General features: G+C 32.3%; 16 protein-coding genes. 14 read left to right on the forward strand and 2 right to left on the reverse strand.

Annotated elements, in window-relative coordinates; translation table 11 throughout:
- Positions 1 to 12: 12 nt before the first annotated feature.
- The 8 genes from FUA26_RS11850 to FUA26_RS11885 all read left to right on the forward strand — a co-directional run bounded on the left by FUA26_RS11850 (position 13) and on the right by FUA26_RS11885 (position 11,143).
- The gene (locus FUA26_RS11850) at positions 13 to 1,650 is read left to right on the forward strand and encodes a T9SS type A sorting domain-containing protein (protein WP_147136230.1); all 1,638 of its coding nucleotides are present in this window, start codon (positions 13 to 15) and stop codon (positions 1,648 to 1,650) included.
- Between the two features lie 2 nt (positions 1,651 to 1,652).
- Positions 1,653 to 3,515 carry a CRTAC1 family protein gene (locus FUA26_RS11855; RefSeq protein ID WP_147136232.1) on the forward strand — a complete coding sequence of 621 codons (1,863 nt, stop codon included), beginning with the start codon at positions 1,653 to 1,655 and terminating at the stop codon, positions 3,513 to 3,515.
- Positions 3,516 to 3,540: 25 nt separating this feature from the next.
- Complete coding sequence (locus tag FUA26_RS11860) at positions 3,541 to 5,922, forward strand: alpha-amylase family protein (RefSeq protein WP_222611761.1); 2,382 nt, start codon at positions 3,541 to 3,543, stop codon at positions 5,920 to 5,922.
- Between the two features lie 43 nt (positions 5,923 to 5,965).
- Complete coding sequence (locus tag FUA26_RS11865) at positions 5,966 to 6,877, forward strand: family 16 glycosylhydrolase (protein WP_147136236.1); 912 nt, start codon at positions 5,966 to 5,968, stop codon at positions 6,875 to 6,877.
- Between the two features lie 118 nt (positions 6,878 to 6,995).
- Positions 6,996 to 8,828, forward strand: a complete 1,833-nt coding sequence (locus FUA26_RS11870; RefSeq protein WP_222611762.1) for a metallophosphoesterase family protein — start codon at positions 6,996 to 6,998, stop codon at positions 8,826 to 8,828.
- 271 nt (positions 8,829 to 9,099) lie between these two features.
- Positions 9,100 to 9,288 (forward strand): hypothetical protein, encoded by a 189-nt coding sequence (locus tag FUA26_RS11875; RefSeq protein ID WP_186826910.1) that lies wholly within the window; start codon positions 9,100 to 9,102, stop codon positions 9,286 to 9,288.
- Between the two features lie 240 nt (positions 9,289 to 9,528).
- Positions 9,529 to 10,548: an XdhC family protein gene (locus FUA26_RS11880; protein WP_147136243.1), complete on the forward strand. Its 1,020-nt coding sequence runs from the start codon at positions 9,529 to 9,531 to the stop codon at positions 10,546 to 10,548.
- A gap of 1 nt (position 10,549) precedes the next feature.
- Entirely contained in the window at positions 10,550 to 11,143 is a 594-nt protein-coding gene (locus FUA26_RS11885) for a nucleotidyltransferase family protein (RefSeq protein WP_186826911.1), read from the forward strand.
- Here the strand turns inward: FUA26_RS11885 and FUA26_RS11890 are convergent.
- Positions 11,140 to 11,292, reverse strand: coding sequence for an SsrA-binding protein (locus FUA26_RS11890; RefSeq protein WP_147136250.1), 153 nt, complete (start codon positions 11,290 to 11,292; stop codon positions 11,140 to 11,142). The two genes, FUA26_RS11885 and FUA26_RS11890, sit on opposite strands and share 4 nt — an antisense overlap.
- A gap of 514 nt (positions 11,293 to 11,806) precedes the next feature.
- Here FUA26_RS11890 and FUA26_RS11895 point away from each other — a divergent pair.
- On the forward strand, positions 11,807 to 12,751 hold the full coding sequence (locus FUA26_RS11895) for a calcium/sodium antiporter (protein ID WP_147136253.1): 945 nt from the start codon (positions 11,807 to 11,809) through the stop codon (positions 12,749 to 12,751).
- Positions 12,752 to 12,852: 101 nt separating this feature from the next.
- On the opposite strand, the gene FUA26_RS11900 is transcribed toward FUA26_RS11895, so the two are convergent.
- Positions 12,853 to 13,875, reverse strand: coding sequence for a glutamine synthetase beta-grasp domain-containing protein (locus FUA26_RS11900; RefSeq protein ID WP_147136256.1), 1,023 nt, complete (start codon positions 13,873 to 13,875; stop codon positions 12,853 to 12,855).
- Between the two features lie 247 nt (positions 13,876 to 14,122).
- Here FUA26_RS11900 and FUA26_RS11905 point away from each other — a divergent pair, with 247 nt between their 5' ends.
- The 5 genes from FUA26_RS11905 (at position 14,123) to FUA26_RS11925 (ending at position 23,806) form a co-directional block, all read left to right on the forward strand.
- Entirely contained in the window at positions 14,123 to 16,309 is a 2,187-nt protein-coding gene (locus FUA26_RS11905) for a glutamine synthetase III family protein (RefSeq protein WP_147136259.1), read from the forward strand.
- An 82-nt stretch (positions 16,310 to 16,391) separates the two neighbouring features.
- Entirely contained in the window at positions 16,392 to 17,570 is a 1,179-nt protein-coding gene (locus FUA26_RS11910) for an AIR synthase related protein (protein ID WP_147136263.1), read from the forward strand.
- A gap of 72 nt (positions 17,571 to 17,642) precedes the next feature.
- Entirely contained in the window at positions 17,643 to 18,602 is a 960-nt protein-coding gene (locus tag FUA26_RS11915; RefSeq protein ID WP_147136266.1) for a DUF3078 domain-containing protein, read from the forward strand.
- A 193-nt stretch (positions 18,603 to 18,795) separates the two neighbouring features.
- Positions 18,796 to 21,357, forward strand: a complete 2,562-nt coding sequence (locus FUA26_RS11920; protein WP_147136268.1) for an adenosylcobalamin-dependent ribonucleoside-diphosphate reductase — start codon at positions 18,796 to 18,798, stop codon at positions 21,355 to 21,357.
- Between the two features lie 163 nt (positions 21,358 to 21,520).
- Positions 21,521 to 23,806 (forward strand): TonB-dependent receptor, encoded by a 2,286-nt coding sequence (locus FUA26_RS11925; RefSeq protein WP_147136271.1) that lies wholly within the window; start codon positions 21,521 to 21,523, stop codon positions 23,804 to 23,806.
- The last annotated feature ends 3 nt before the right edge of the window (positions 23,807 to 23,809 follow it).

Here is a 23,809-nt window from a genome sequence, read left to right on the forward strand (position 1 = left end):
AGAAAAGAAAAAATGAAAACCAACAAACTAAAACACCACTTATACTTTGTATTAGCAGTATGCTTTACACATGCTTTATTAGCTCAAAACCCGTTTACCGACCCTTCAAACAGTCAAGGTTGGATTTTAAATACAACTATTAGTGACGAATTTAATACTCCAGAATTAGATAAATCTAAATGGTGGATACTAGGTGAAAATGGAGATTACAGGAATAAATGGAAAGGTAGGGCTCCAGGGCAGTTTGCACCTCATAACGTTAAAGTTGAAGGGGGAGAATTGGTTTTAACCAGCCAATGGGAGCCAACATTTACATTTGCTAATGAAAAACAAGATGGTACTTACTACGGAGGTACAGCAACTAGCGCAGATAATAGTAAACCAATTACTCAGGCTTGTGTTATGAGTGAAACCTATTTTAGGTATGGCTATATGGAAATTAGAGCTAAAATAGCCGATGCTCCTGTTACTTCTGCTTTTTGGACAACAGGATACCATTCTGAAATTGATATGGTTGAAAATTACGGTAAAAGACCTATTGGGAACCCAGAAGGTACCAACGCAGTTATAGAAAGAAAGCAAAGAACCAATATGATTAATTGGGATCCAGATATTCCTTCAAATCATCAAAATTGGAAAGTTGAAAATGATATGGGCGTTAGGTTAGCTGAAGATTATCATATTTACGGTTTTGAATGGGATAAAGATTATATAAGAACCTATTTTGATGGTAATTTATTAAGGGAAGTAACACGTCAATCTTTAGAGGCTAATAATCAATGGAGGCACGATTACCCACAAGAGCTTTGGTTAGATTCTGAGGTTTTCTATTGGTACGGTTTACCGGCTCAGGCAGACTTAACTTCACCAACAGCGTTTAAAATAGATTATGTGAGAATATGGCAAAAAAACATAACCACACCAAATTTTAATGCACTAGGTTTTGAAGGCCCTTTTTACTTTCAAGGGCGAAGTCAAAATTGGTGGAATGGGCCAGCAGCTAAATGGCGTATAAAAAATGAAAAATCAGCATCTGGTGATTTTAGTTTACGTTTTCAACATTCAGGAACATTTTCAGGTAATTACACAACATTTACACCTTACGGGTCATTAAATTTACCTGCAGGCAGTAATCAAGTTAACTTTAAGGTTTGGATAGACCCAAGTACATCAATAAGTTCATTAAGAATGATTTTAGAAAACCCATGGACGGTAATTGATATTGATGTTTCTGGCGTACAAAAAGGGCAATGGGTAGAAGTATCAAAAATATTTAGCCGTAGTGCCGCTTCAAACCAAAGTATAACAAACGGAGATAGAATTAGATTTATGCTACAATCGGCCAATGTTTCGGGGTCTCAAGCTTTGTTTTATGTAGATGATATAACATTTGCCAATACACTTAGTACAGCAAAAAATAATACTGTAAATTTCTCAATTTACCCAAACCCAACCCAAAATAGCTTGCATATTAATTCGCCATTAAATGGTACCATTACTGTTTTCAATATGGCAGGTAATTTGGTTAAAAGTTTTCAAAAAGAAACAAGGGTAAAAAAAGTTGATGGTTTAAATTTACCATCAGGGGTGTATTTGTTTAAAATTCAGTCGGGTAACACATTTGCTACATCAAAAGTTGTAATTAATTAAATATGAATAAAAACATTAAATATAACTTATGGTTGTTGTTTGGTCTGTCTTTTTTTGCCTGTAAAGCACAACAAATTCAAGATGTTTCATTTTTTGAAGATTCTGAAGTTGTATCTTTTGAAGATAGGTCTCGAAGGAAATTTGATAACGCAGTTATAGCAGATTTAGACCAAGATGGTTGGCTAGATTTGTTATTAATAGAGCATTCTCGTAGAGTAGAATTGTATTGGAATAATACAGGTAAATTTGAAAAGGGTGAACCATTTATTTTTGGTGATACTCATGGCATGACGGTTGCCGATTATAATAATGATGGCTTATTAGACGTATTGGTGCAACCCGGAGGTGGTGATGGTAAAAACCCAAGAAAATTAAGGGCTTATACCATAAATTTAGATAGAACTATTTCAAAAGAAACAGAGTTTAAACATTTTGAAGCTAGCCGTGGACGTGCTGTAAAGTTTTTTGATGCCAATAATAATAGCGAGTTAGATTTAATTTTATCGGCATTTCCAGCAAAAAATAAATATGAAAAAGCTCATTTTTTATATAGAAAAGACACACCTAAATACTTCGCTTTTGAAAAATTATTACCCTACGCCGATAGGTTTAATATGAGAGCCACAATTACAGATTTTAATAATGATAACATTAAAGATTTTCTGTTTTATGGCGGAAGTAAAATAATTGCCGTTCAAGGTGAAGACAATTTTGGTTTTACCGATGTAACTAATAATGTTTTGGGCAATATTTCAAATACAAACCTAGTAAGCAGTGTTTCTGAAATAGATTTTGATAATGATGGAGATTTTGATGTGTTTCTAACCAGAGCAAAACACCCGTTTGATTCTGAAGCAGATTACAATACTGAAGATAAAACATTTTATTTTTTAGCCAGACGAAAACCTTTTCAACATGATAGTATAAAAGTAAATGGTAACTTAAAAATTGAAAACCTTCAAATGGCGTATCCGCATTTTGATGTATTTATTGGTGCTAATAAAACACTTTTTAAGCGTACCAAAGATCAACACGGGCACCATGATTTAATACTTACGCAACAAGAAGCAAAAGGTTGGCCAAATGATACTTCAAAAAAAGGGCTATACATAGGTTATTTAGGTAATGGTTATTGGCGTATTGGTGGTTTTACTAATGCTCCAACAACAGCGGTTATTCACAACGTAATTGAAGCACCTAAAACCATTAAACTTAGAGCGCTTCCGGCTAAGTTGTTAGAAAATAGAAACGGAAAGTTTGTTGATGTTACTGCACAATTAGGTATTAATATTAATGAACAAACAACAAGTACAGCTGTAGGCGATTTTAATAATGATGGGTGGGCAGATATGTTTGTGGTACGTTATGGAAAATCGGCTTCGGTAATTGAGCAATTCTTATATTTAAATAATAATGGTAAAGCATTTCAGCTTTCAAAAACTCACGGCATAGTTAGAAATGAGCGCGGAAGCACCGGCATGGGAGCAGAAGCGTTTGATTTTGATAAAGATGGCGATTTAGATATTATTTATGCCAATGAACGTGGTAAATGGCACTTATTTACCAATAAATTAAAACAAAAAAATAACTACGTAGTTGTAAATGTTGGTAGTTCGCCATCGGGTAAAGCTTCAGCTATTGGCGCTGTTTTGAGGTTACAAGTAAAAAACAAAATTTATAAACGTGTAGTTGGGGCTACATCATCATCGTATTCTCAGGGACTTAATACATATTTGCATGTTGGTTTGGGTGATGAAACCACTGTTGATGCTGCCAAAATAACTTGGAGTAATGGAGAAACAACTTCCTTTGAAATAAAAAAATTAAATAAAACCTATTTTGTAGGTAAATCAAAAAAACAATAAACACGATAAATTAAACTAAAAACTCATGAAAAGAATAGTTGTAAAATGCTTTTTAAGTGTGCTGTTATTCGCTAGTTTTTCTAGCTGTAATAATGCTAAAGAAGAAGCTACATTAGAGCAACAAGCACTAAATAAAATTAGCGAACTAGAAACTTTAATGGATAAAGCCAAAAGTAAATCTATTGATGTTGCCCGTGAAGAAACAACACTATGGTTTGCCAATCAATTTTTAAAATTTGCTAATTGGGATGAAAATAACCAAGAAGCCATAACTAGACTTTTTGGTTATGAGCGTTACTATGCGCCAAAAAAAGATTCTTTAGCCAAAGCATTACCAAATTTTGAGCGCCAAAAAGTAATTGAAATTTTAGATAAAAGTATTGCAGATTTAAATAAAGAACTTAATGGCGAAACTAAGCGCCGTCCTGTAAATAAAGTAGATTGGCAAAATGCTAAAGCTGCAGATAATATGTTTGTAAGTAATGGTAAACCATCATTTCCCTACGACTATTTTTCAAAAACCGTGGGGCAGCCCTTAACAAATACCGATGTTTATAATGATCATTTAGGAGCATTATATCATGGAGGCGAAAACTTATATCCTATAGATCATGACCGTGCAATAAATTCATTTTTATTAAATGAAGATGGTACTTTTAATGAAGAATTGATGAAGGAACTCACAGGAATTCCTGATACAAACATAGGTTTTTTATACTACTGGTCTATGGGTATTCCAGAATGGGTAGAAAAGAAAGAACCTGAAATTAGAAAAGGGCGTTCTTTATTTACTGGTTTTGATATTGATAACCCTTTGGCACGAGATTTATGGGGCAAAATTATTAGAAAAACAGGTACACTTACAAAAGGTAAAAAAGTTACTGAATTAGGCTATGTTTTTGCAAATGAACCACATTGGTTTTCAGAAAAAGATCATTGGACTTACAGGTATAAAGAAATGAATGGTATTTCAAAATACACCTTAAATAATTTTAGAGCATGGTTAAAAAATAAATACAATAATAACTTAGCAACGCTAAACTCAAACTGGGAAACTACATTTAAAAGTTTTGATGCTGTTACAATTGAAATTCCTATTGATACAGCTTTAAGAGGAAAACCAATTTGGTTTGATTGGTGTCGATACAACATGCACCGTAGTACAAATTGGTTTACATTTATGCAAAATGAACTACATACCGTAAACCCAGAAGCAGATACGCATATAAAATTATTTCCAAGAACGTTTTATGAAGATGCTCGTTCACACGGAATGGATTTTGAAGCATTAACAGAACTCACAACCATGATTGGGCATGATGCCAAAGCATTAGGTAGTGCTAGTATTCGTCCGCACATAAAATCTGATTGGACCGCTCAATATGCTTATAAATGGGATGGAATGGCTATTTTACACGATTTTCTAGAATCTGTAGCACCAAATAAAATCAATGTGAATTCTGAGTCTCATTTCTTATCATCTGGCATGTGGAGAGATTTAGACACTAGAACAAGTTATGTACGTAACGTGTATTGGTTGGCAACTTTAATGGGTATGGATGCTAATACCGGTTGGTTTTGGGCACGTGACCCAGACGGATCTCCAGAAGATAGGTTGGAAGGCGAATTAAATTTCTTTGACCCAGGTTTAGGTGGCGCCTACGCAGGATCAAACAATATGCAGCCACATGTAACTAATGAAGTTACACAGGTTATGTATGACTTAAATTCTTTTTCTGAAGAAATTATTGAATTACGTAAACAACCCCGCCCGTTACGTTTATTTTATTCTGAAACATCAGCAATAAACACTAATAAATACATGACGGAAACTACTAAACTATATAAATCGTTGTTTTTTGAAGGGTTGTCACTTGGTTTTGTCACCAAAAATATCATTGAAAAGCAAGATAATAACACCTGGAATACCGTAGTTGTTTATAATACAAAGTATGTAACTAATAATGAGTTTGCTGCATTACAAACATATTTAAATAATGGTGGTACTGTTATTTTAGATTCAGAAGAAAGCCTTTCAATGGATGAATATGGTAAAAAACGTAGCCAAAAATTACAAGCAGGTAATGGTAAACTAATTGTTTTAGAAAATGCCAGTATTTCTGAAATTAAATTAAAAGCTTTAGCTGAAGTAGCTAATGTTATGCCAGATGTTGTTGTAACCTCAGATAATGGGCAAGATTTTAAAACTACAGTATCGCGTGTTGTTAAACAAAATGATGGCTCGTATTTGGTTAATTTACTAAACGTTGGTAACAATACAGCAAAAATTACATTATCATTAAAATCAGGAACCATAAATTCTATTAAAAATTTAATGACAGGAAATACAGTTAATACAACGTTTAACCTAGCTTCAGAAGACGTGTTATTACTTGAAGTAAAATAAAAATTAATATCTGTTGAAAAAACAATGTATAAGCATATTGGTTTTGTTGCTAATAGTTTCAAGCTGTAAAACAAAACAAGTGGTTTTAAATGATAATTTTAAGCCATTATCTGAGCGTAGTACAACTAATAATTGGGTAATGGTTTCTAGCTTATCTGATGAGTTTAATGATGCCCAAGTTAACTGGAACAAGTGGTTTAAAACCTCAAATTTACCCAACACTACAGGTTGGAAATGGAATAATACACAAAATGTAATACTTGAAAACGGTGTGGCACAATTAACAATGCGCCATAACAAAAACAATGTATCAGATAACGGTACGTATTTTAAATCAGGTATTCTAAAATCAAAAGAAACTTTTACAACAGGTTATGTAGAGGCAAGAATTAAGGGAGCAGTTATTAATGTGCCCGGACCCAAAAATGGTTATGGTGTTTGCCCATCCTTTTGGCTATATAGTAATTTTGATAAAGAAGCCCAAGAGGGTAAAACTATTTATTGCGAGATTGATGTAGTTGAATTACAGCAATTCGATTGGCATAACGGGCACCAAGATGATATAAGAGATTCAGACCATAACTTACACTTGGTAAAAAAAGTTAACGGTAAAGGCGTTTGGTTTCGTCCAAAAAAATACCCTGAAACACAATTAAATAAATACCGTTTACCTGATGACCCAAGTGAAAATTATCATGTTTACGGTTGTGAAGTTAACGAAACTGAAATTATTTGGTATGTTGATGGCAAAGAAATTGCCAGAAAATCAAATACTGATTGGTACCGTCCTATGAATGTGACGGCTTCATTGGGATTACGCCGCCCATTTGTAAAGTTTTCTAACAATGCCAATAGAGCGGTAAATCCTTTAGAAGACGAAGAAGCTAAAAAACAATTACAAGGTATGCCAACAAGTATGTATGTAGATTATATTAGGGTTTGGACAAAAAAGTAATAGTTTTTTTTCAAGATTTAATAAAAGCTGTATCGTTCAGTTTTTGTTCTGCTAGTTTTTTACATCTAAAAACCTGTTTTTAATAATATCCATCTATCTTAATCATAATATTATAACAATGAAAAAAAGTATTAGTCTATTAATAACTTTATTAGTAATTCTGAATATTCAAGGCCAAGAGTTACTCTCTTTGCCAAAAAATATAAATCCTGCTGATAGAATATGTTTTACAATGTATACAGTACATGAAAGTACACTAAAACTAACGGCACAATTTTACCCCATTAAAAACTTTGAACCTTTTGAAGCAGTTTTAGAGATTGAAAAAAACGGACAATGGGTACAAATAGTTAAATCGCCAATTAGATATCCAGGGTATACCGCTTTATTTAGAGTTAATGAATGGGATGACTCAAAAGAAGTAAACTATAGAGTAGTTCATAATAACAAAGCTTTTTATGAAGGAATTATTCGTAAAAACCCAAAAGATAAAGATGAATTTATTTTAGCAGCACTTACATGTAATTCAATTTACCCTGAACACGGAGGTGATATTCCTAGAACAGATTTAGTAAATAATATAAAAAAATTAAACCCAGATTTAATCTTCTTTTCAGGAGATCAAGTTTATGATCATAGTCAGCATTATTTGTATTGGCTTAAGTTTGGTAGAGATTTTGGAGACGTTATACGTAATACACCAACAATTTGTATAACTGATGATCATGATGTTGGCCAAGGAAACATCTGGGGAGCTAACGGAAAAAAAACTGAAACGAGAAGCGGTATTTCAGGAGGATATTACATGCCAGCAGAATATGTGAAAGAAGTTGAAAGAGCTCAAACAAGTCATTTACCCGATCCGTATGACGCTACACCCATAGAACAGGGCATTGGCGTATATTATACAGATTTAAAATGGGGAGGAATGAGCTTTGCAATTTTAGAAGATAGAAAGTTTAAATCTGGTTTACTTGATTTACCAAAATATGCCCCAGATATTTTTCCAAATGGTACAAGAGATGCGCTTTTTGACCCGGATATAGATACTAGGAAATTAGATATTCCTAATGCCAAACTGCTAGGAGACCGTCAATTAAAATTTTTAGAAGCATGGACAACAGATTGGGAGGATGCAGAAATGAAATCTGTACTTTCTCAAACAGTATTTGCTATGGTAAATAACTACACAGGCAAGCATGATAAAGAAATAATAGCCGATTTTGACACTAATGGTTGGCCACAATCTGGAAGGAATAAGGCGTTATCTGTTATTAGAAAGAGTTTTTCAACTATGGTTGGTGGAGATCAACATTTGGGTACAGTAGTAAAACATGGAATTGACGATTGGGGCGATGCAGGGTATTCTTTTGTTACCCCAGCTATTGCCAATTATTGGATGCGTTGGTGGGATCCTAAAGAGCCTGGTAAAAATAGAGAAAAGGGCGCTCCTTATTATACAGGAGATTTTCATGACGGGTTTCAGAATAAAATAACTGTAAAAGCTGTTGCAAATCCTTCAAATGAAGAGATTAGTGAAGGTGGTAAGTTATCTACTAGAGTAGCTGGTTTTGGTGTAATTAAATACAATAAGCCGCAAAGAACAATAACTTTTGAGTGTTGGCCAAGAAATATAGATATATCAAATCCAAACCACAAGCAGTATAAAGATTGGCCAGTGACAATATCACAATTTGATAATTTTAACCCAAAAAAATTCTATCAATTACCTATTCTAGAAATGTCTAAAAAAGACCAAGTTGTTACTATTAGAAAAAGTAGTAATAGAGAGGTGGTTTCTTCTTTAAGAATTAAAGGTAAAGTATACCATCCTAAGGTATTAGAATTGGGGTCTTACACCATAGAAATAGGTGAGGGTGATACTCCAATTAGATATTTTGATGTAAAAGCTTTAAAAACCAATAATAAAAAACTAAAAGTTCAATTTTAATAGAATAACACATATTATTAAAAAGTTAACTGAATAAATAGGATATTATTTTATACAGAATTAATGAAGTTAGTTAGGTTTTTATCTCTTTCTAACTTCATTTTTTTCGTGGTCTATGCCTTGCTACATGAACACTGCCAAGTGATATCTCCCCAATAAATAGGGCATTCTTTACTCGGTAAAGTTTAGTTTTATCAAAGCGCAAATCTTAAGATCAGTTTAAAATAAACTAAAATTGAATCCATATAATAAATTCTATTTTAATAAAGTCTTGTATTCAATATTTGGAAAACTACCGCAAGAGGTTTATGAAACAGCATTAAAATTACTATTTATTAAAAGTGATAAACTTCAAAGAATAGCTGTTTTACGATCACTTCAGTATAGCAAGCACAACATTACTAAAGAATATTTAGACAGTTTTGGCGAAGACATACATCACATAAAATCATTTCAATAATTTTCTGTTTTTCTGAGTATTATAGAGGAGAATAATCTGAATTCAGAAATTATAAATAGTGCTTTGATTCCTCTTTTATAAAACTATTTTCTAATTGCTATACGGGTGTGTTGGTATCTACAGAATCAGAAAAATTTAAGTGAAAAAGCAAAAAAAAGTATAAAAATGTTTTTTAATACTTACACAGATAAATTGTAAAATAAATATAATGCGTATTTTTAAGTTTTAAACATAAAATTAATGACCCACGAGTTAAAGCAAATCATAGAAGCTGCTCTTCAAAATCAATTGCAAGCAAAAAAAAGTGTGCTTGCTACAGTGGTTGATTTAGAAGGGTCTTCATACCGAAAACCAGGAGTTAGAATGCTTATTACAGAAGAAGGAATCATGGTTGGTGCAGTTAGTGGTGGTTGTGTTGAAAAAGAGGTTTTAAGAAGAGCGCAATCGGTATTTTCATCAGGAGAATCTAAGGTTATGGTTTATGACGGACGTTATCGCTTAGGTTGTGAAGGTTCACTATATATTTTAATTGAACCCTTTTTTGTTTCAGAAGCGCTTAAAACAGCATTTTTTCATAATATAGAAAATAGAAAATCATTAAACATTGAATCTTATTTTAAAAAAGAAGATGATGCTATTGGTCATTTTGGTTCGGTTATAACCTTTAATAATAGTGCGTTTAAGTTTAATGATGCATTTCTTCCGAAGCAAAAAAATGAAGGGTTAAAACATTTTTCGCAAAACCTACCACCTTGCTTTAAATTGTTAATTATTGGTGGAGAGCATGATGCTGTTAAACTATGTAAAATGGCCTCGTTGTTAGGTTGGGAGGTTGATGTGGTAACATCTATGAGTGACCCAAAAGAATTAAAAGATTTCCCCGGAGCAAAACAGGTTATTGCTAGTACTCCAGAAGTTTTCAATACCTCTAAAATAGATTCTGAATGTTCAGTAGTTTTAATGACTCATAATTATGCTCAAGATTTACGATATCTTTTAAAACTGAAAGATTGTAAACTCGCTTATATTGGTATTTTAGGATCGGTTAAACGAAGACAACAGCTTCAAAACGAATTATTTGAGTACATAGAAGATTTAGAAGAAAGTTTTATAGAAAGTATTCACAGTCCTGCAGGTTTAAACATAGGAGCTATTACACCCGAAGAAATTGCATTGTCTATTCTTTCTGAAATTTTAGCAGTAAATAGAGGTAGAGAACCTTTTTCATTAAAAACACTTAATGGTAAATTACACTGCTAAAGTGACTGTTTCTGTAATTATATTGGCAGCTGGTAATGCTTCTAGAATGGGTAAACCTAAACAATTACTTCCGTTTAAAAACGCTACACTTTTAGAACATGCTATCTCACAGGCTTTAAACTCTAAGATTAAAGAGGTGTATTGTATTTTAGGGGCCAACTCTCAAAATATAAAAAAGACGGTTTCTAGTAGTCAAATTACTTTTATAGATAATCCTAAATGGAAAGAAGGTTTAAGTACTAGTATTGTTAAAGGAATAAATTACCTAGAAACATTAGAAAAACAATTAGATGCAGTTTTAATAATGCTCTGTGATCAACCGTTTGTAAACGTAAATTATATTGATTTGCTTGTGAATACCTTTGCTAGCAACCCAGATAGTATTATAGCTTCAAATTATGGAGGTAAGCACGGTGTTCCGGCTATTTTTCCGAAGAAGGCTTTCCAATATCTTACAAATTTAAAAGGAGATAAAGGTGCTAAGGATGTATTAAATAACAGTATTTTTAATGTTATTTCTGTTACTCCTAAATCAGAAGAAGTATTAACGGATATAGATACTCCTGAAGATTATGAGTCTTTAAATAAAAATTAATCTAAAGCATTTTTTGTAACATACCAACGCCAACCAATTATAGCTAACTGGAATTTATTTGCATTAACAATATCTAATCTTTTTTTTGTGTAGCTTGGTAAAATGGCTTTGTTAACTTTTGCTAAAACCTTAAATACTTGCTTTTTCATTAAAGTGATGTTTTAGTGTAAAAATAGTAAAACTTATTCTAGACTAAGTTTTACTTTTTTAATTGATTTAGATTGAAGTGATAATTGTAATTACTAAATCAACTATTACTTTAACAGCAGTCATCATATTTTTAAAGGTTTTAAGGTTAGTAAAAAGTATATTTTTATCAATGTTTTTTTAAGATATATATTTAAGAATATGTGTTCCAAACGTTTTACCAAAAATCGATGAAATTGCATATAGAGTTGTAAGTAAAAAAGAGAATTTGCTTTTGTGGTTTAAGTGACTAGCTTGGTTTATGTTTTTTAGTGTTATGTGTTAATGAGTTTTTTGTTTCAATTTGTAATATTTGTAGGGGTTTTTTGTGACGGTTTTGAAAACTTAAGGAGTGTTTTATTAATTTAATTCTATTTTTTTCAATTTTCATTATTTAAATTAATACTACTGAAAAAAAATTTCACATTTCTTATGTTGCTTTTTACTTTGGTTTATATTCGCAGAAAATAGATGTTTATGAGTATACTTTGGGTAATTCTTGGTTTTATATTATTAGTAGTAGGAGGCGAGTTTTTAGTTCGGTCATCAGTGGCATTATCATTTAAGTTTAACATTTCTAAAATGGTAATAGGTATGACGGTTGTTTCATTTGCAACATCAGCACCAGAGCTTTTAGTTAGTTTAAATGCAGCATTGTCAGGTTCGCCAGCTATTGCAATAAATAATGTAGTAGGATCAAATATTGCCAACATAGGTTTGGTGTTAGGTGTAACAGCTATGGTTGGAGCTATTGCTGTTGATGCGTCTTTTTACAAGCTTAATTGGCCTGTTATGATGGTGTTTTCAATGTTATTATATGTTTTTTTAAAAAACGACAATGTATTATCTGCTTTTGAAGGTGTTGTTCTTTTTTTAGGATTGCTTTTATTTCTATTTATTTTAATTCGAAGTGCTAAAAAAGATGTTGTTACTGAAGAGGTTGATGATGCTTTGGCTATTGTTTCAAATTTTAAAATTATTGTTTGGTTGTTAATTGGAGCTGCAGCTTTGTATTTTGGTAGTGAATGGCTTGTTAAAGGCGCCGAAGAAATTGCTGTAGCTGTTGGTGTAAGTCAAGGTGTAATAGGTTTATCTTTAATTGCTATTGGTACAAGTGTACCAGAATTAGCGGCCTCTGTAATTGCAGCGGCTAAACAAGAAAAGGCTATTTCTTTGGGTAATTTAATAGGCTCAAATATATTTAATATAGGCTCTGTTTTAGGCTTAACTTCAATTATAAAACCAATACCAGTAACTGAGCCTACTATTTTAACAAATGATATTTTTTGGATGTTAGGTTTTGCAGCTGTGTTAATTCCTTTAGTGTTTTTGCCAAAGCGTATGCAAATTAGCAGATTAAAAGGAATGTTTTTAGTAGCTGGTTACGGTGTGTTAATGTTTTTATTATTTACAAGAAACTAGTAACGTATTTTAGAATATTTTAAACATTAAACTATATAAATTAAAAAAGCACTTTCAATTGAAAGTGCTTTTTTATTATGAACAAAATTTAATCTTTATAATTAAATCTTAGCAGATTTTACAGTTTTAATAATTCTTCCAGCAATTTTGTATGGGTCACCGTTTGCAGCTGGTCTTCTGTCTTCTAACCAACCTTTCCAACCTTTCTCAACAGTGATAATTGGAATACGAATTGAAGCACCTCTATCTGAAATTCCGTAAGAGAATTGGTCAATAGATTGTGTTTCGTGCTCACCAGTTAAACGTTGGTCGTTAAACTCACCATATACAGCAATGTGTTCTTTTACTACAGGGCGGAAAGCTTCACAAATTTTCTCATAAGTTTCTTTAGAACCACAAGTTCTTAAAACACTGTTTGAGAAGTTAGCGTGCATACCTGAACCATTCCAGTCCATATCTTTACCTAATGGTTTTGGGTGGTACTCAATATAGTAACCGTATTTTTCAGTTAAACGGTCTAGTAAATATCTAGCAATCCAAATTTCGTCACCAGCTTTTTTAGCGCCTTTAGCAAATAATTGGAATTCCCACTGCCCGCAAGCAACTTCTTGGTTAATACCTTCAAAGTTTAAGCCAGCATCAATACATAAATCAGCATGCTCTTCAACTAAATCTCTTCCGTGCGTGTTTTTTCCACCAACTGAACAGTAGTACATGCCTTGAGGAGCTGGGTAACCACCAATAGGGAATCCTAAAGGTAATTGTGTATGTGTATCCATAATGAAATACTCTTGCTCAAAACCAAACCAGAAATCGTTGTCATCATCATCAATAGTAGCTCTACCGTTTGATTCGTGTGGCGTACCATCAGCATTTAATACTTCAGTCATTACTAAGTATCCGTTTCTTCTTTCTGGATCAGGGTAAATAGCCACAGGTTTTAAGATACAATCTGAAGATCCACCTTCAGCTTGTCTTGTAGATGAACCATCAAAAGACCAATTGCTTAATTCTTCTAATGTTCCTTTAAAATCTTCGTGTTCTTCTACTTTGGTTTTACTTCTCATATTTTGAGTTGGATAATAACCGTCTAACCAAATGTATTCCAGTTTAATTTTTGCCATAATGTTTATTTATATGAGTAATTAATATTGTTTCAACAAATATATACTTTTATATATACACTTTAAATTTTGCGGGGTGGTTTTAGTAAATGGCTATGTTATTTTTATTTATGCCCCATTTTTTTAGGGTATACATTAAAAAATGTAAAGTATTTTATGTAATTATTGCAAAATCATTAATTCTCTTTTTTTCTTAATGCGCTATCGTTATTTTTGCGTTAACAATTAAACCACTTAAACTAAACAAATGTCTGTACTTAGATTTCATGCTATAAAAGCATCGCTTTCGCGCAAGCCAATTCATATAAAAGAAGAGAAAAAACGTTCTGAAATTTTTGGCGAAAACGTGTTTAATGAGCAAACTATGCGTCAATATTTAACTAAAGATGCGTTTTTAGGCGTTATGAATGCGGTAGAGCATGGAACAAAAATAAATAGAAATGTAGCCGACCAAGTTGCCGTTTCTATGAAAGATTGGGCGCTTGCCAAAGGCGTAACACACTACACACATTGGTTTCAACCTTTAACAGGATCTACTGCCGAAAAGCACGATGCGTTTTTTGAAACGGTTAGCGATGGTGTAGCTATTGAAAAATTTGATGGTGGCCAATTAGTACAACAAGAGCCCGATGCTTCAAGTTTTCCTAGTGGTGGTATAAGAAACACCTTTGAGGCTAGAGGTTATACCGCCTGGGATCCTTCATCACCTGCATTTATATATGGTACAACCTTATGTATTCCTACTATTTTTGTAGCCTATACAGGTGAAGCTCTAGATTATAAAACACCTTTGCTAAGAGCGCTAAATGCCGTTGATAATGCAGCAACCGATGTTTGTAAATATTTTGATAAAAATGTAAAAAAAGTATATGCTTCATTAGGTTGGGAGCAAGAATATTTTTTAGTAGATAAGTTATTAGCAGCTAGCAGGCCAGATATTATTTTAACAGGCCGTACTTTGCTTGGGCACTCTTCAGCGAAAGGCCAACAGTTAGATGATCATTACTTTGGTGCTATACCAAACAGAGCTTTAAATTTTATGAGAGATTTAGAGCATGAATGTATGCTTTTGGGTATTCCTGCAAAAACAAGGCATAATGAGGTAGCGCCAAATCAATTTGAGTTGGCACCTATTTTTGAAGAAGCTAATTTAGCAGTAGACCACAACTCGTTGCTTGTTGATGTTATTGGTCGTGTAGCATCACGCCACAATTTTAAAGTATTGTTACATGAAAAACCGTTTTCAGGTATGAACGGTTCTGGTAAACACAATAACTGGTCTTTATCTACAGATACAGGTGTAAACTTACTATCTCCGGGAAAAACACCTATGAGTAACTTGCAGTTTTTAACCTTTTTTGTAAATACTATAAAAGCGGTTCATACGCATGAAGCATTGTTAAGAGCCTCGGTAGCATCCGCAAGTAACGACCACAGATTGGGAGCCAATGAAGCACCACCAGCAATTATGTCTGTATTTATTGGGCAACAATTAACTAAGGTTTTAGAAGAATTACAAGGTGTAACAAAAGGTAAATTATCACCCGAAGAAAAAACTGAACTTAAGTTAAATGTAATTGGTAAAATACCAGATGTATTGTTAGATAATACAGATAGAAACAGAACATCGCCATTTGCATTTACAGGTAATAAATTTGAATTCAGAGCCGTAGGTTCTACAGCCAACTGTGGTAACCCAATGACAATTTTAAATACCATTGTAGCCAAACAGTTAAAAGATTTTAAAGTTGAAGTAGATAAACTTATTGACACCAAAGGTTTAAAGAAAGATGAAGCAGTTTTTAACGTACTGCGTGAGTATATTAAATCTTGCAAAACTATTTTGTTTGAAGGTAATGGCTATGGTGAAGCTTGGGAAACTGAAGCAAAAAAACGCGGACTAAGCAACAACAAAACCACACCCGAAGCGCTCAAAGCAAAAATTTCAAAACAAACAATTGATTTGTTTAAAGAAATGAACGTTATGAGCGAAATTGAAACAAGAGCACGCTATGAAATTGAAATGGAGGCTTACATTAAGCACATTCAAATTGAAGGTCGCGTTCTGGGTGATATTGCATTAAACCACATTGTACCAACAGCAGTAAAATATCAAAATACTTTAATTGAAAACGTAAAAGGTTTAAAAGAAATATTTGATAAAAGTTTTAAAACTGTAGCTAAAGAGCAAATAAATTTAATAGAGCAAATTTCAGCACATATTGAAGGTATAAATACCCACGTAAACAAAATGGTTGATGCTAGAAAAAAGGCAAATAAAATTGAAAAAATGGAAGATAAAGCAGTGGCTTACTGTAATGATGTTAAACCATTGTTTGAAAACATACGTTACCATTGTGATAAATTAGAGTTGTTGGTTGATGATGAAATTTGGCCATTAACCAAGTACAGAGAATTGTTATTTACACGCTAGTGTTCAAAACTTCCAAAATCCTGTTTTAAAAAAGCAGGATTTTTTAATTCAAAAAAGTAAATTTGCATCACAATACAACATTATGAGTCAAGAAGTTTCAAAACGTTATGCACAACGCGGTGTTTCAGCATCAAAAGAAGATGTACACAATGCTATAAAAAATATTGATAAAGGGTTATTTCCTAAAGCATTTTGTAAAATAGTGCCAGATTATTTAACCAATGATGAAGATTATTGCTTAATAATGCATGCCGATGGTGCTGGTACAAAATCATCGTTGGCATATATGTATTGGAAAGAAACAGGCGATGTTTCTGTATGGAAAGGTATTGCGCAAGATGCCTTAATTATGAATATTGATGATTTGCTTTGTGTAGGTGCTACAGATAATATTATGCTATCATCTACCATTGGTAGAAACAAAAATTTAATTCCGGGTGAAGTAATTTCGGCAATTATAAATGGTACTGAAGAACTTATTTCAGAATTAAAATCATTTGGTGTTACAATACACTCAACAGGAGGCGAAACAGCCGATGTTGGAGATTTAGTAAGAACTATAATAGTTGATTCTACAGTTACTGCCAGAATGAAACGAAGCAATGTTATTGATAACGCTAACATTCAACCCGGTGATGTTATTGTAGGTTTAGCATCGTTTGGGCAAGCAACCTATGAAAAAGCGTATAATGGCGGTATGGGAAGTAACGGTTTAACTTCTGCGCGTCATGATGTTTTTAACAAGTATTTAGCTGAAAAGTTTCCCGAAAGTTTTGATGCTTCAGTGCCCGAAGAATTAGTGTATTCAGGAGACGTAAAACTAACCGATGCTGTTGAAAATTCGCCAATTGATGCCGGTAAATTGGTGTTATCACCAACAAGAACTTATGCGCCAATTATTAAAGAAATTTTATCAAAATACAACAGTGATTCTGTACATGGTATGGTGCATTGTTCGGGTGGAGCACAAACTAAAATTCTTCATTTTATAGATGAAAATCACGTTGTGAAAGATAATTTATTTCCAATACCTCCATTGTTCAAACTAATTCAAGAACAATCAAAAACAGATTGGAAGGAAATGTATCAAGTGTTTAACTGTGGCCATCGTATGGAGTTATATGTAAAACCAGAAATAGCTGAAAGCATTATTGAAATTTCAAAATCATTTAATGTAGATGCTCAAATAATAGGAAGCGTTAAACCTGCAAAAGAAAAGAAACTTACTATAAAAAGTGAGTTTGGGGTGTTTAATTACTAATTTTTTCTTCAATATATTAAATTGGAATGATTGTTGATAAAATGAAATTTTATAACAACCTAACATAAAGCCATGAGATACACCATTTTAGTGCTATTTTGTTTATCTTTTATATTTGCAAACGCACAACCAGATTCCTTGTACTTAAAAGAAAAACCCAAAAAATATGATGGTCCGCAGTGGGTTAGAAAAAACAAAGCAACTATAGATTTAAATCAGGTTTCTTTTGTAAACTGGAATGCCGGTGGTGTAAACTCTATATCTGGGCTTGTGGGGTTAGAGGCTTCAAGAAATTATAGCGATAAATATTTTTCATGGCGTAATGATATTGTTATGCGCTACGGTGTAAACAAACAACAATCTAGAGAGGTTAGAAAAACTGATGATTTGTTTGAATTAAACTCCAATATTGGTTACAAACCTACGTTATCTTCAAATTGGTACTATTCAGCAAGGTTAAATTTCAGAACCCAATTTGCTAATGGTTATAAATACCCAAATACTAGCAACCCAATTTCAAGGTTTTTAGCACCTGGTTATTTGTTTTTTGGTGGTGGCATGGAATATGGAAAAAATATAGATAAAATATCAGCCTATTTTTCGCCATTAACACTTAAAGCAACCTTTGTTTTAGATGAAGATTTAGCCAACGCAGGTGCTTTTGGTGTTGAGCCAGCAGTTTTTGATGAAGACGGAAACGTAATTGTACCAGGAGAAAAGTTTAGGCGCGAATTGGGTATTTTAATAACCAATAGTTATGAAATGGAAGTTGCTCAAAATATAACCATGCAACACAAAGTTAGTTTGTATACAGATTACATTAACAATTTTGGAAATGTAGATGTAGATTGGAGGTTAGATTTTGGTTTTAAAGTTAATAACTACATACGCGCCAGTCTTGGATCGCATTTAAGATACGATGATGATGTTAAAACGTTAAAAGAAACTGATGTAGATGGTGAGTTTGATGAAGAAGGCGCCAAAGTACAATGGAAACAGTTTTTAGGTATTGGTTTTGCAGTTGCTTTTTAATATTGTTTTAATATAATGTTTTCAAAACTTGTTAACTTTTTAGTGTTAATAAATTTTTAATTGGTTAAAAATCAATTTTTTAAAGTGTTTTTTGTGTAAACTTCATGATTTTTATCATGTATTAAGTTACTTCAATTAAGTATATTTGTAGCCTACTTTTTTATTACAAAATTTACTTAACATACACACAAATATGAAAGAGCACTTAACCAAAACGCCTCCAAAAACTTATACCCAAGATCAAGCTTTTAATGCATCATTAAAATACTTTAAAAATGATGATTTAGCAGCACGCGTTTGGCTTAATAAATATGCCTTAAAAGATTCTGAAGGTAATATTTATGAGCTTACACCAAATGATATGCACCGTCGTATAGCTAAAGAGCTTGCTAGAGTTGAGTTAAAATATAAAAATCCGTTAAGTGAAGATGACATTTTTAACTTAATAAAAGACTTTAAATATATTGTGCCCCAAGGAAGCCCAATGGCAGGAATAGGCAATCCGTATCAAATAGCTTCATTATCAAACTGTTTTGTTATAGGTAATTCGGGCGATTCTGATTCCTACGGAGGTATCATGAAAATAGATCAAGAGCAAGTGCAATTAATGAAACGCAGAGGCGGCGTTGGGCATGATCTTTCACATATTCGCCCTAAAGGCTCGGGCGTTAAAAATTCAGCATTAACATCAACAGGTATTGTGCCTTTTATGGAGCGTTATTCAAACTCAACCCGCGAGGTAGCGCAAGATGGTAGGCGTGGGGCATTAATGCTTTCAGTATCTATAAATCATCCTGATTCTGAAGATTTTATAAATGCAAAATTAGAACAAGGTAAAGTAACAGGTGCTAATGTATCAGTAAGAATTGATGATGCCTTTATGCAAGCAGTAAAAAATGATACTGAATACACCCAAAAATATCCTGTATTTAGTAAACATCCAAAAATATTAAAAACGGTTCAGGCAAAAGAATTATGGAAAAAAATAGTGCACAACGCATGGAAATCTGCCGAACCTGGTATTTTATTTTGGGATACTATAATTAATGAATCTGTACCAGATTGTTATGCCGATTTAGGTTATAAAACCGTATCAACAAACCCGTGTGGCGAAATTCCATTATGTCCATACGATTCTTGCAGATTATTAGCAATCAATTTGTTCTCATATGTTGAAAATCCTTTTACTAAAAAGGCATCTTTCAATTTTAGTTTATTTAAAAAGCATGTGGCGTATGCGCAAAGAATAATGGATGATATTATTGATTTAGAATTAGAAAAAATTGATAATATTCTTGAAAAAATTGATGCAGACCCTGAAACTGATGAAGTAAAATCTATTGAGCGTAAACTTTGGATAAATATAAAACGTAAAGCAGAAGAGGGCAGGCGTACTGGAATTGGTATTACAGCAGAGGGTGATATGTTAGCAGCTTTAGGTATTCAATACGGTAGTGAAAAAGGAAATGCGTTTTCTTTAGAAGTGCATAAAACTATAGCTATTGAAGCTTACAGAGCATCAGTACATTTAGCTAAAGAACGTGGTGCTTTTAAGGTATTTGATGCTGAAAGAGAAAAAGAAAATCCGTTTATTAATAGGTTGAAAGAAGCCGATAGCAAATTATATTATGAAATGCTAGAATATGGCCGACGAAATATTGCACTATTAACCATTGCCCCAACTGGCACCACTAGTTTAATGACGCAAACAACATCAGGTATTGAACCTGTGTTTTTACCTGTTTACAAACGTAGAAGAAAAGTAAATCCAGGCGACAAGGATGTACGTGTAGATTTTGTTGATGAAGTTGGTGATTCATGGGAAGAATATGTTGTGTTTCATCACCGATTTAAACAATGGATGGAAGTAAATGGCATTGATACTAATAAAAATTTCACACAAGATGAGTTAGATACTTTAGTAAAACAATCACCTTATTACAAAGCAACTTCAAATGATGTTGATTGGCTAAGTAAGGTTAGTATGCAAGGCGCTATTCAAAAATGGGTAGACCACTCAATTAGCGTAACTATAAATTTACCAAATGATGTAACTGAAGATTTGGTTGGCGAGTTGTATTTAAAAGCTTGGGAAGTAGGTTGTAAAGGCGTAACAGTGTATCGTGATGGTTCGCGCTCAGGTGTTTTAATTTCAAATGATGAGAAAAAAGAAGAAGACACGCCCGATAGTAATATTTTAACAGTGTTCCCTACAAAACGTCCGCAAGTTTTAGAGGCAGATGTTGTTCGTTTTCAAAATAATAAAGAAAAATGGATTGCCTTTATTGGTTTAATTGAAGGTAAACCTTATGAAATTTTTACAGGTTTAATTGATGATGAAGATGGTATTTTAATTCCTCGATGGGTAAACAACGGACTTATTATTAAAAATAGAAATGAAGATGGCACCAAGCGTTATGATTTTCAGTATAAAGATAAGCGCGGTTATAAAATAACCATTGAAGGTTTATCGCATAAATTTAACCCAGAATATTGGAACTACGCTAAACTAATTTCAAGTACTTTACGTCATGGTATGCCCATAGATAAAATTGTAGATTTAATTAATAGTTTACAGCTAGATACCGAATCTATAAACACCTGGAAGAATGGTGTTGGTAGAGCCTTAAAACGTTATGTGGCCGATGGTACAAAAGCACAAGGGCAAACGTGTGCCAACTGTAATTCTGAAAATTTAATTTATCAAGAAGGCTGCTTAACTTGTAAAGACTGTGGTTCTTCAAAATGTGGGTAAATTCATATATAATTAAAAATAAAACAAAAGGGAGCTATTTTAGCTTCCTTTTGTTTTTATGTATTAAAATACTTAAAAAAAATATGTCATTTTTGCTATAATTGGTAATAGTAATTACTTTAGCTAACTTATTTAAATAACCTATTATTATATATAAGGTTTCATGTTTTGTTACGCCCCAAGATTAAAACGTAATTGGTTTTTGGTATTAGTATTTATACTTTGTAATCATGTATTATTAGCACAAATTTCAGTTACATCTTCAGTGAAAAATATAGAAAATAATTTGCCAGTAACTGATGTTTCTGTGCAAGTTATAAACACAAGCAATGGGGTGTATACTAACCGCAAAGGAATGTTTAGTTTTGATAATTTAGATGCAAATGCTATTTTAAAATTTTCAAAAATAGGATTTCAATCGTTTACAATAGCTGTTAGAAGTATAGAAAAGGTTGTTTATTTAACACCCGAAATTAGTGCCCTAGATGAAGTTGTTTTGAGAAGCTTTTCAAGCAGCCAGATAAAAAAAATTGTGCCAGATCAAGTATATCTATCTCAAAAAGATATTGAAAAAATGCCTTTTATTTTAGGAGAAAAAGATGTTATAAAATTAATACAATACACACCAGGGGTGCAACAAGCAACTGAGGGACAATCAGGGTTGTTAGTTAGAGGTGGAAATGCTAGTATGAATTTAACACTTTTAGATAATATTTATTTGCACAATACAGCACATTTAGGAGGGTTGTTTTCCGCAATAAATTCAGATTTTGTACATTCTTTAGAGTTTTCAAAAGCAGGGTTTGATGCTTCATATGGAGGTAGATTAGCTTCCGTTACAAATATAAAAACATTAAAAGCACCAGACTCTACTAGCTTTAACGGGAGTTTAGGATTATTATCTTCAAAATTAACAGGTAATATTAAACTTAATAAAAAAAACGGTTTATTACTTTCTGGTAGAAGAACTTATTTAGAAATATTCAAGCCATTTTTTGGTGATAGTAATACCATTTTAGGTAATGATAAAAATTATTTTTTATATGATTTTTTTGGAAAACACACAGTTATATTATCAAATAAAGGAACTTTAGAAACTACATTTTACACAACAAAAGATAATTTTAAAGATCAAACCAAAGGGCGAAACAGAAATTTAAAATGGGGTAATACTTTGTTTGGCAGTACTTATAATCATGAATTTTCACGAGTTTTGAGTTCTATAACTACAATATCAAACAGTTATTATAGTTTTTTGTTTTCAGATAATGAATTTCCTTTTGATTATAGTGCTAAAAGTACATTCAATGTGTTTGGGGCTAATCATTATTTTTCATGGAAAAAGGAAAAATCCCTTTTTAAATTAGGAGCAGAATTTAATAATACAAACATTTTGCCTAAAAAGGTTAATGCTTTAATTGATGAATCACCAGTTAGTATTCAAAATCAAGATACCTACAATTATAAAACATTTAGTGTGTTTTCAGATTTAGAAACTCAATTGTCTAAAAAGTTGGAGGCAAAGTTAGGCTTAAGGCTTTCATCTTTTTTCACTAAAGAAAATAGTTTGATAGATGAACATCATTTTTTTGGTGTAGAGCCACGTATTAGTGTGAAATATCAATCTAAAAAAAATCAAGCATATAAATTAAGCTACCAAAGGCTTAATCAATTTACGCACCAAGCCTCTATTAGTTCATTTAGTTTACCTGCAGATTTTTTTATTATTAGTACTAATAAAATTAAACCTCAAATATCAAATCAATATAGCTTTGGTTATAGTTATGAAACAAATGGATTGCAATTAAATAGCGCAGCCTATTATAAAAGAGTTATTAATTATACAGAGTTTGAAAATGGCTCAGTTAATAATTTGTTTTCAAATAATATTTATGATGATGTTTTAGTAGGCCAATTCAAATCATATGGTTTAGAGCTAAGTATAAATAAAAAAGTAAATAAATTAACACTACAAGGGGCTTTAACATTATCAAAAACAATTGCTAGGTTTAATGAAATAAATGAAGGTAAGTATTTTGCAGCAACTTTTGATAGACCTGTAAATATTAATAGTATAGCACATTATAAGCTTAACAACCGGATAGAGTTTGGGGCTTTATTTATTTTTACTAGTGGTCAAAATTATACTAAACCTGCAGATATAAGAGTTATAAATGAACGCCCAATAATTAATTTTGAAGCTAAAAACACCTCAAGATTTCCAAATTATCATAGGTTAGATGTGTCATGTACTTATTCTTTTAAGAAAAAGGGCCGATGGAATTCTAAACTTAATTTAACACTTTATAATGTTTACAACAATAACAATCCGTTTCAGATTTCTTATAGCACTAATAATGATGTTAATGATGCTTTTATAGAAATTAAAGAGGAAAAAGATGGTTTATTTCCATTTTTGCCAACAGTAAATTGGTTGTTTTCATTTTAATTA

This window comes from Seonamhaeicola algicola, assembly GCF_007997385.1.
Taxonomy (GTDB): Bacteria; Bacteroidota; Bacteroidia; order Flavobacteriales; family Flavobacteriaceae; genus Seonamhaeicola; species Seonamhaeicola algicola.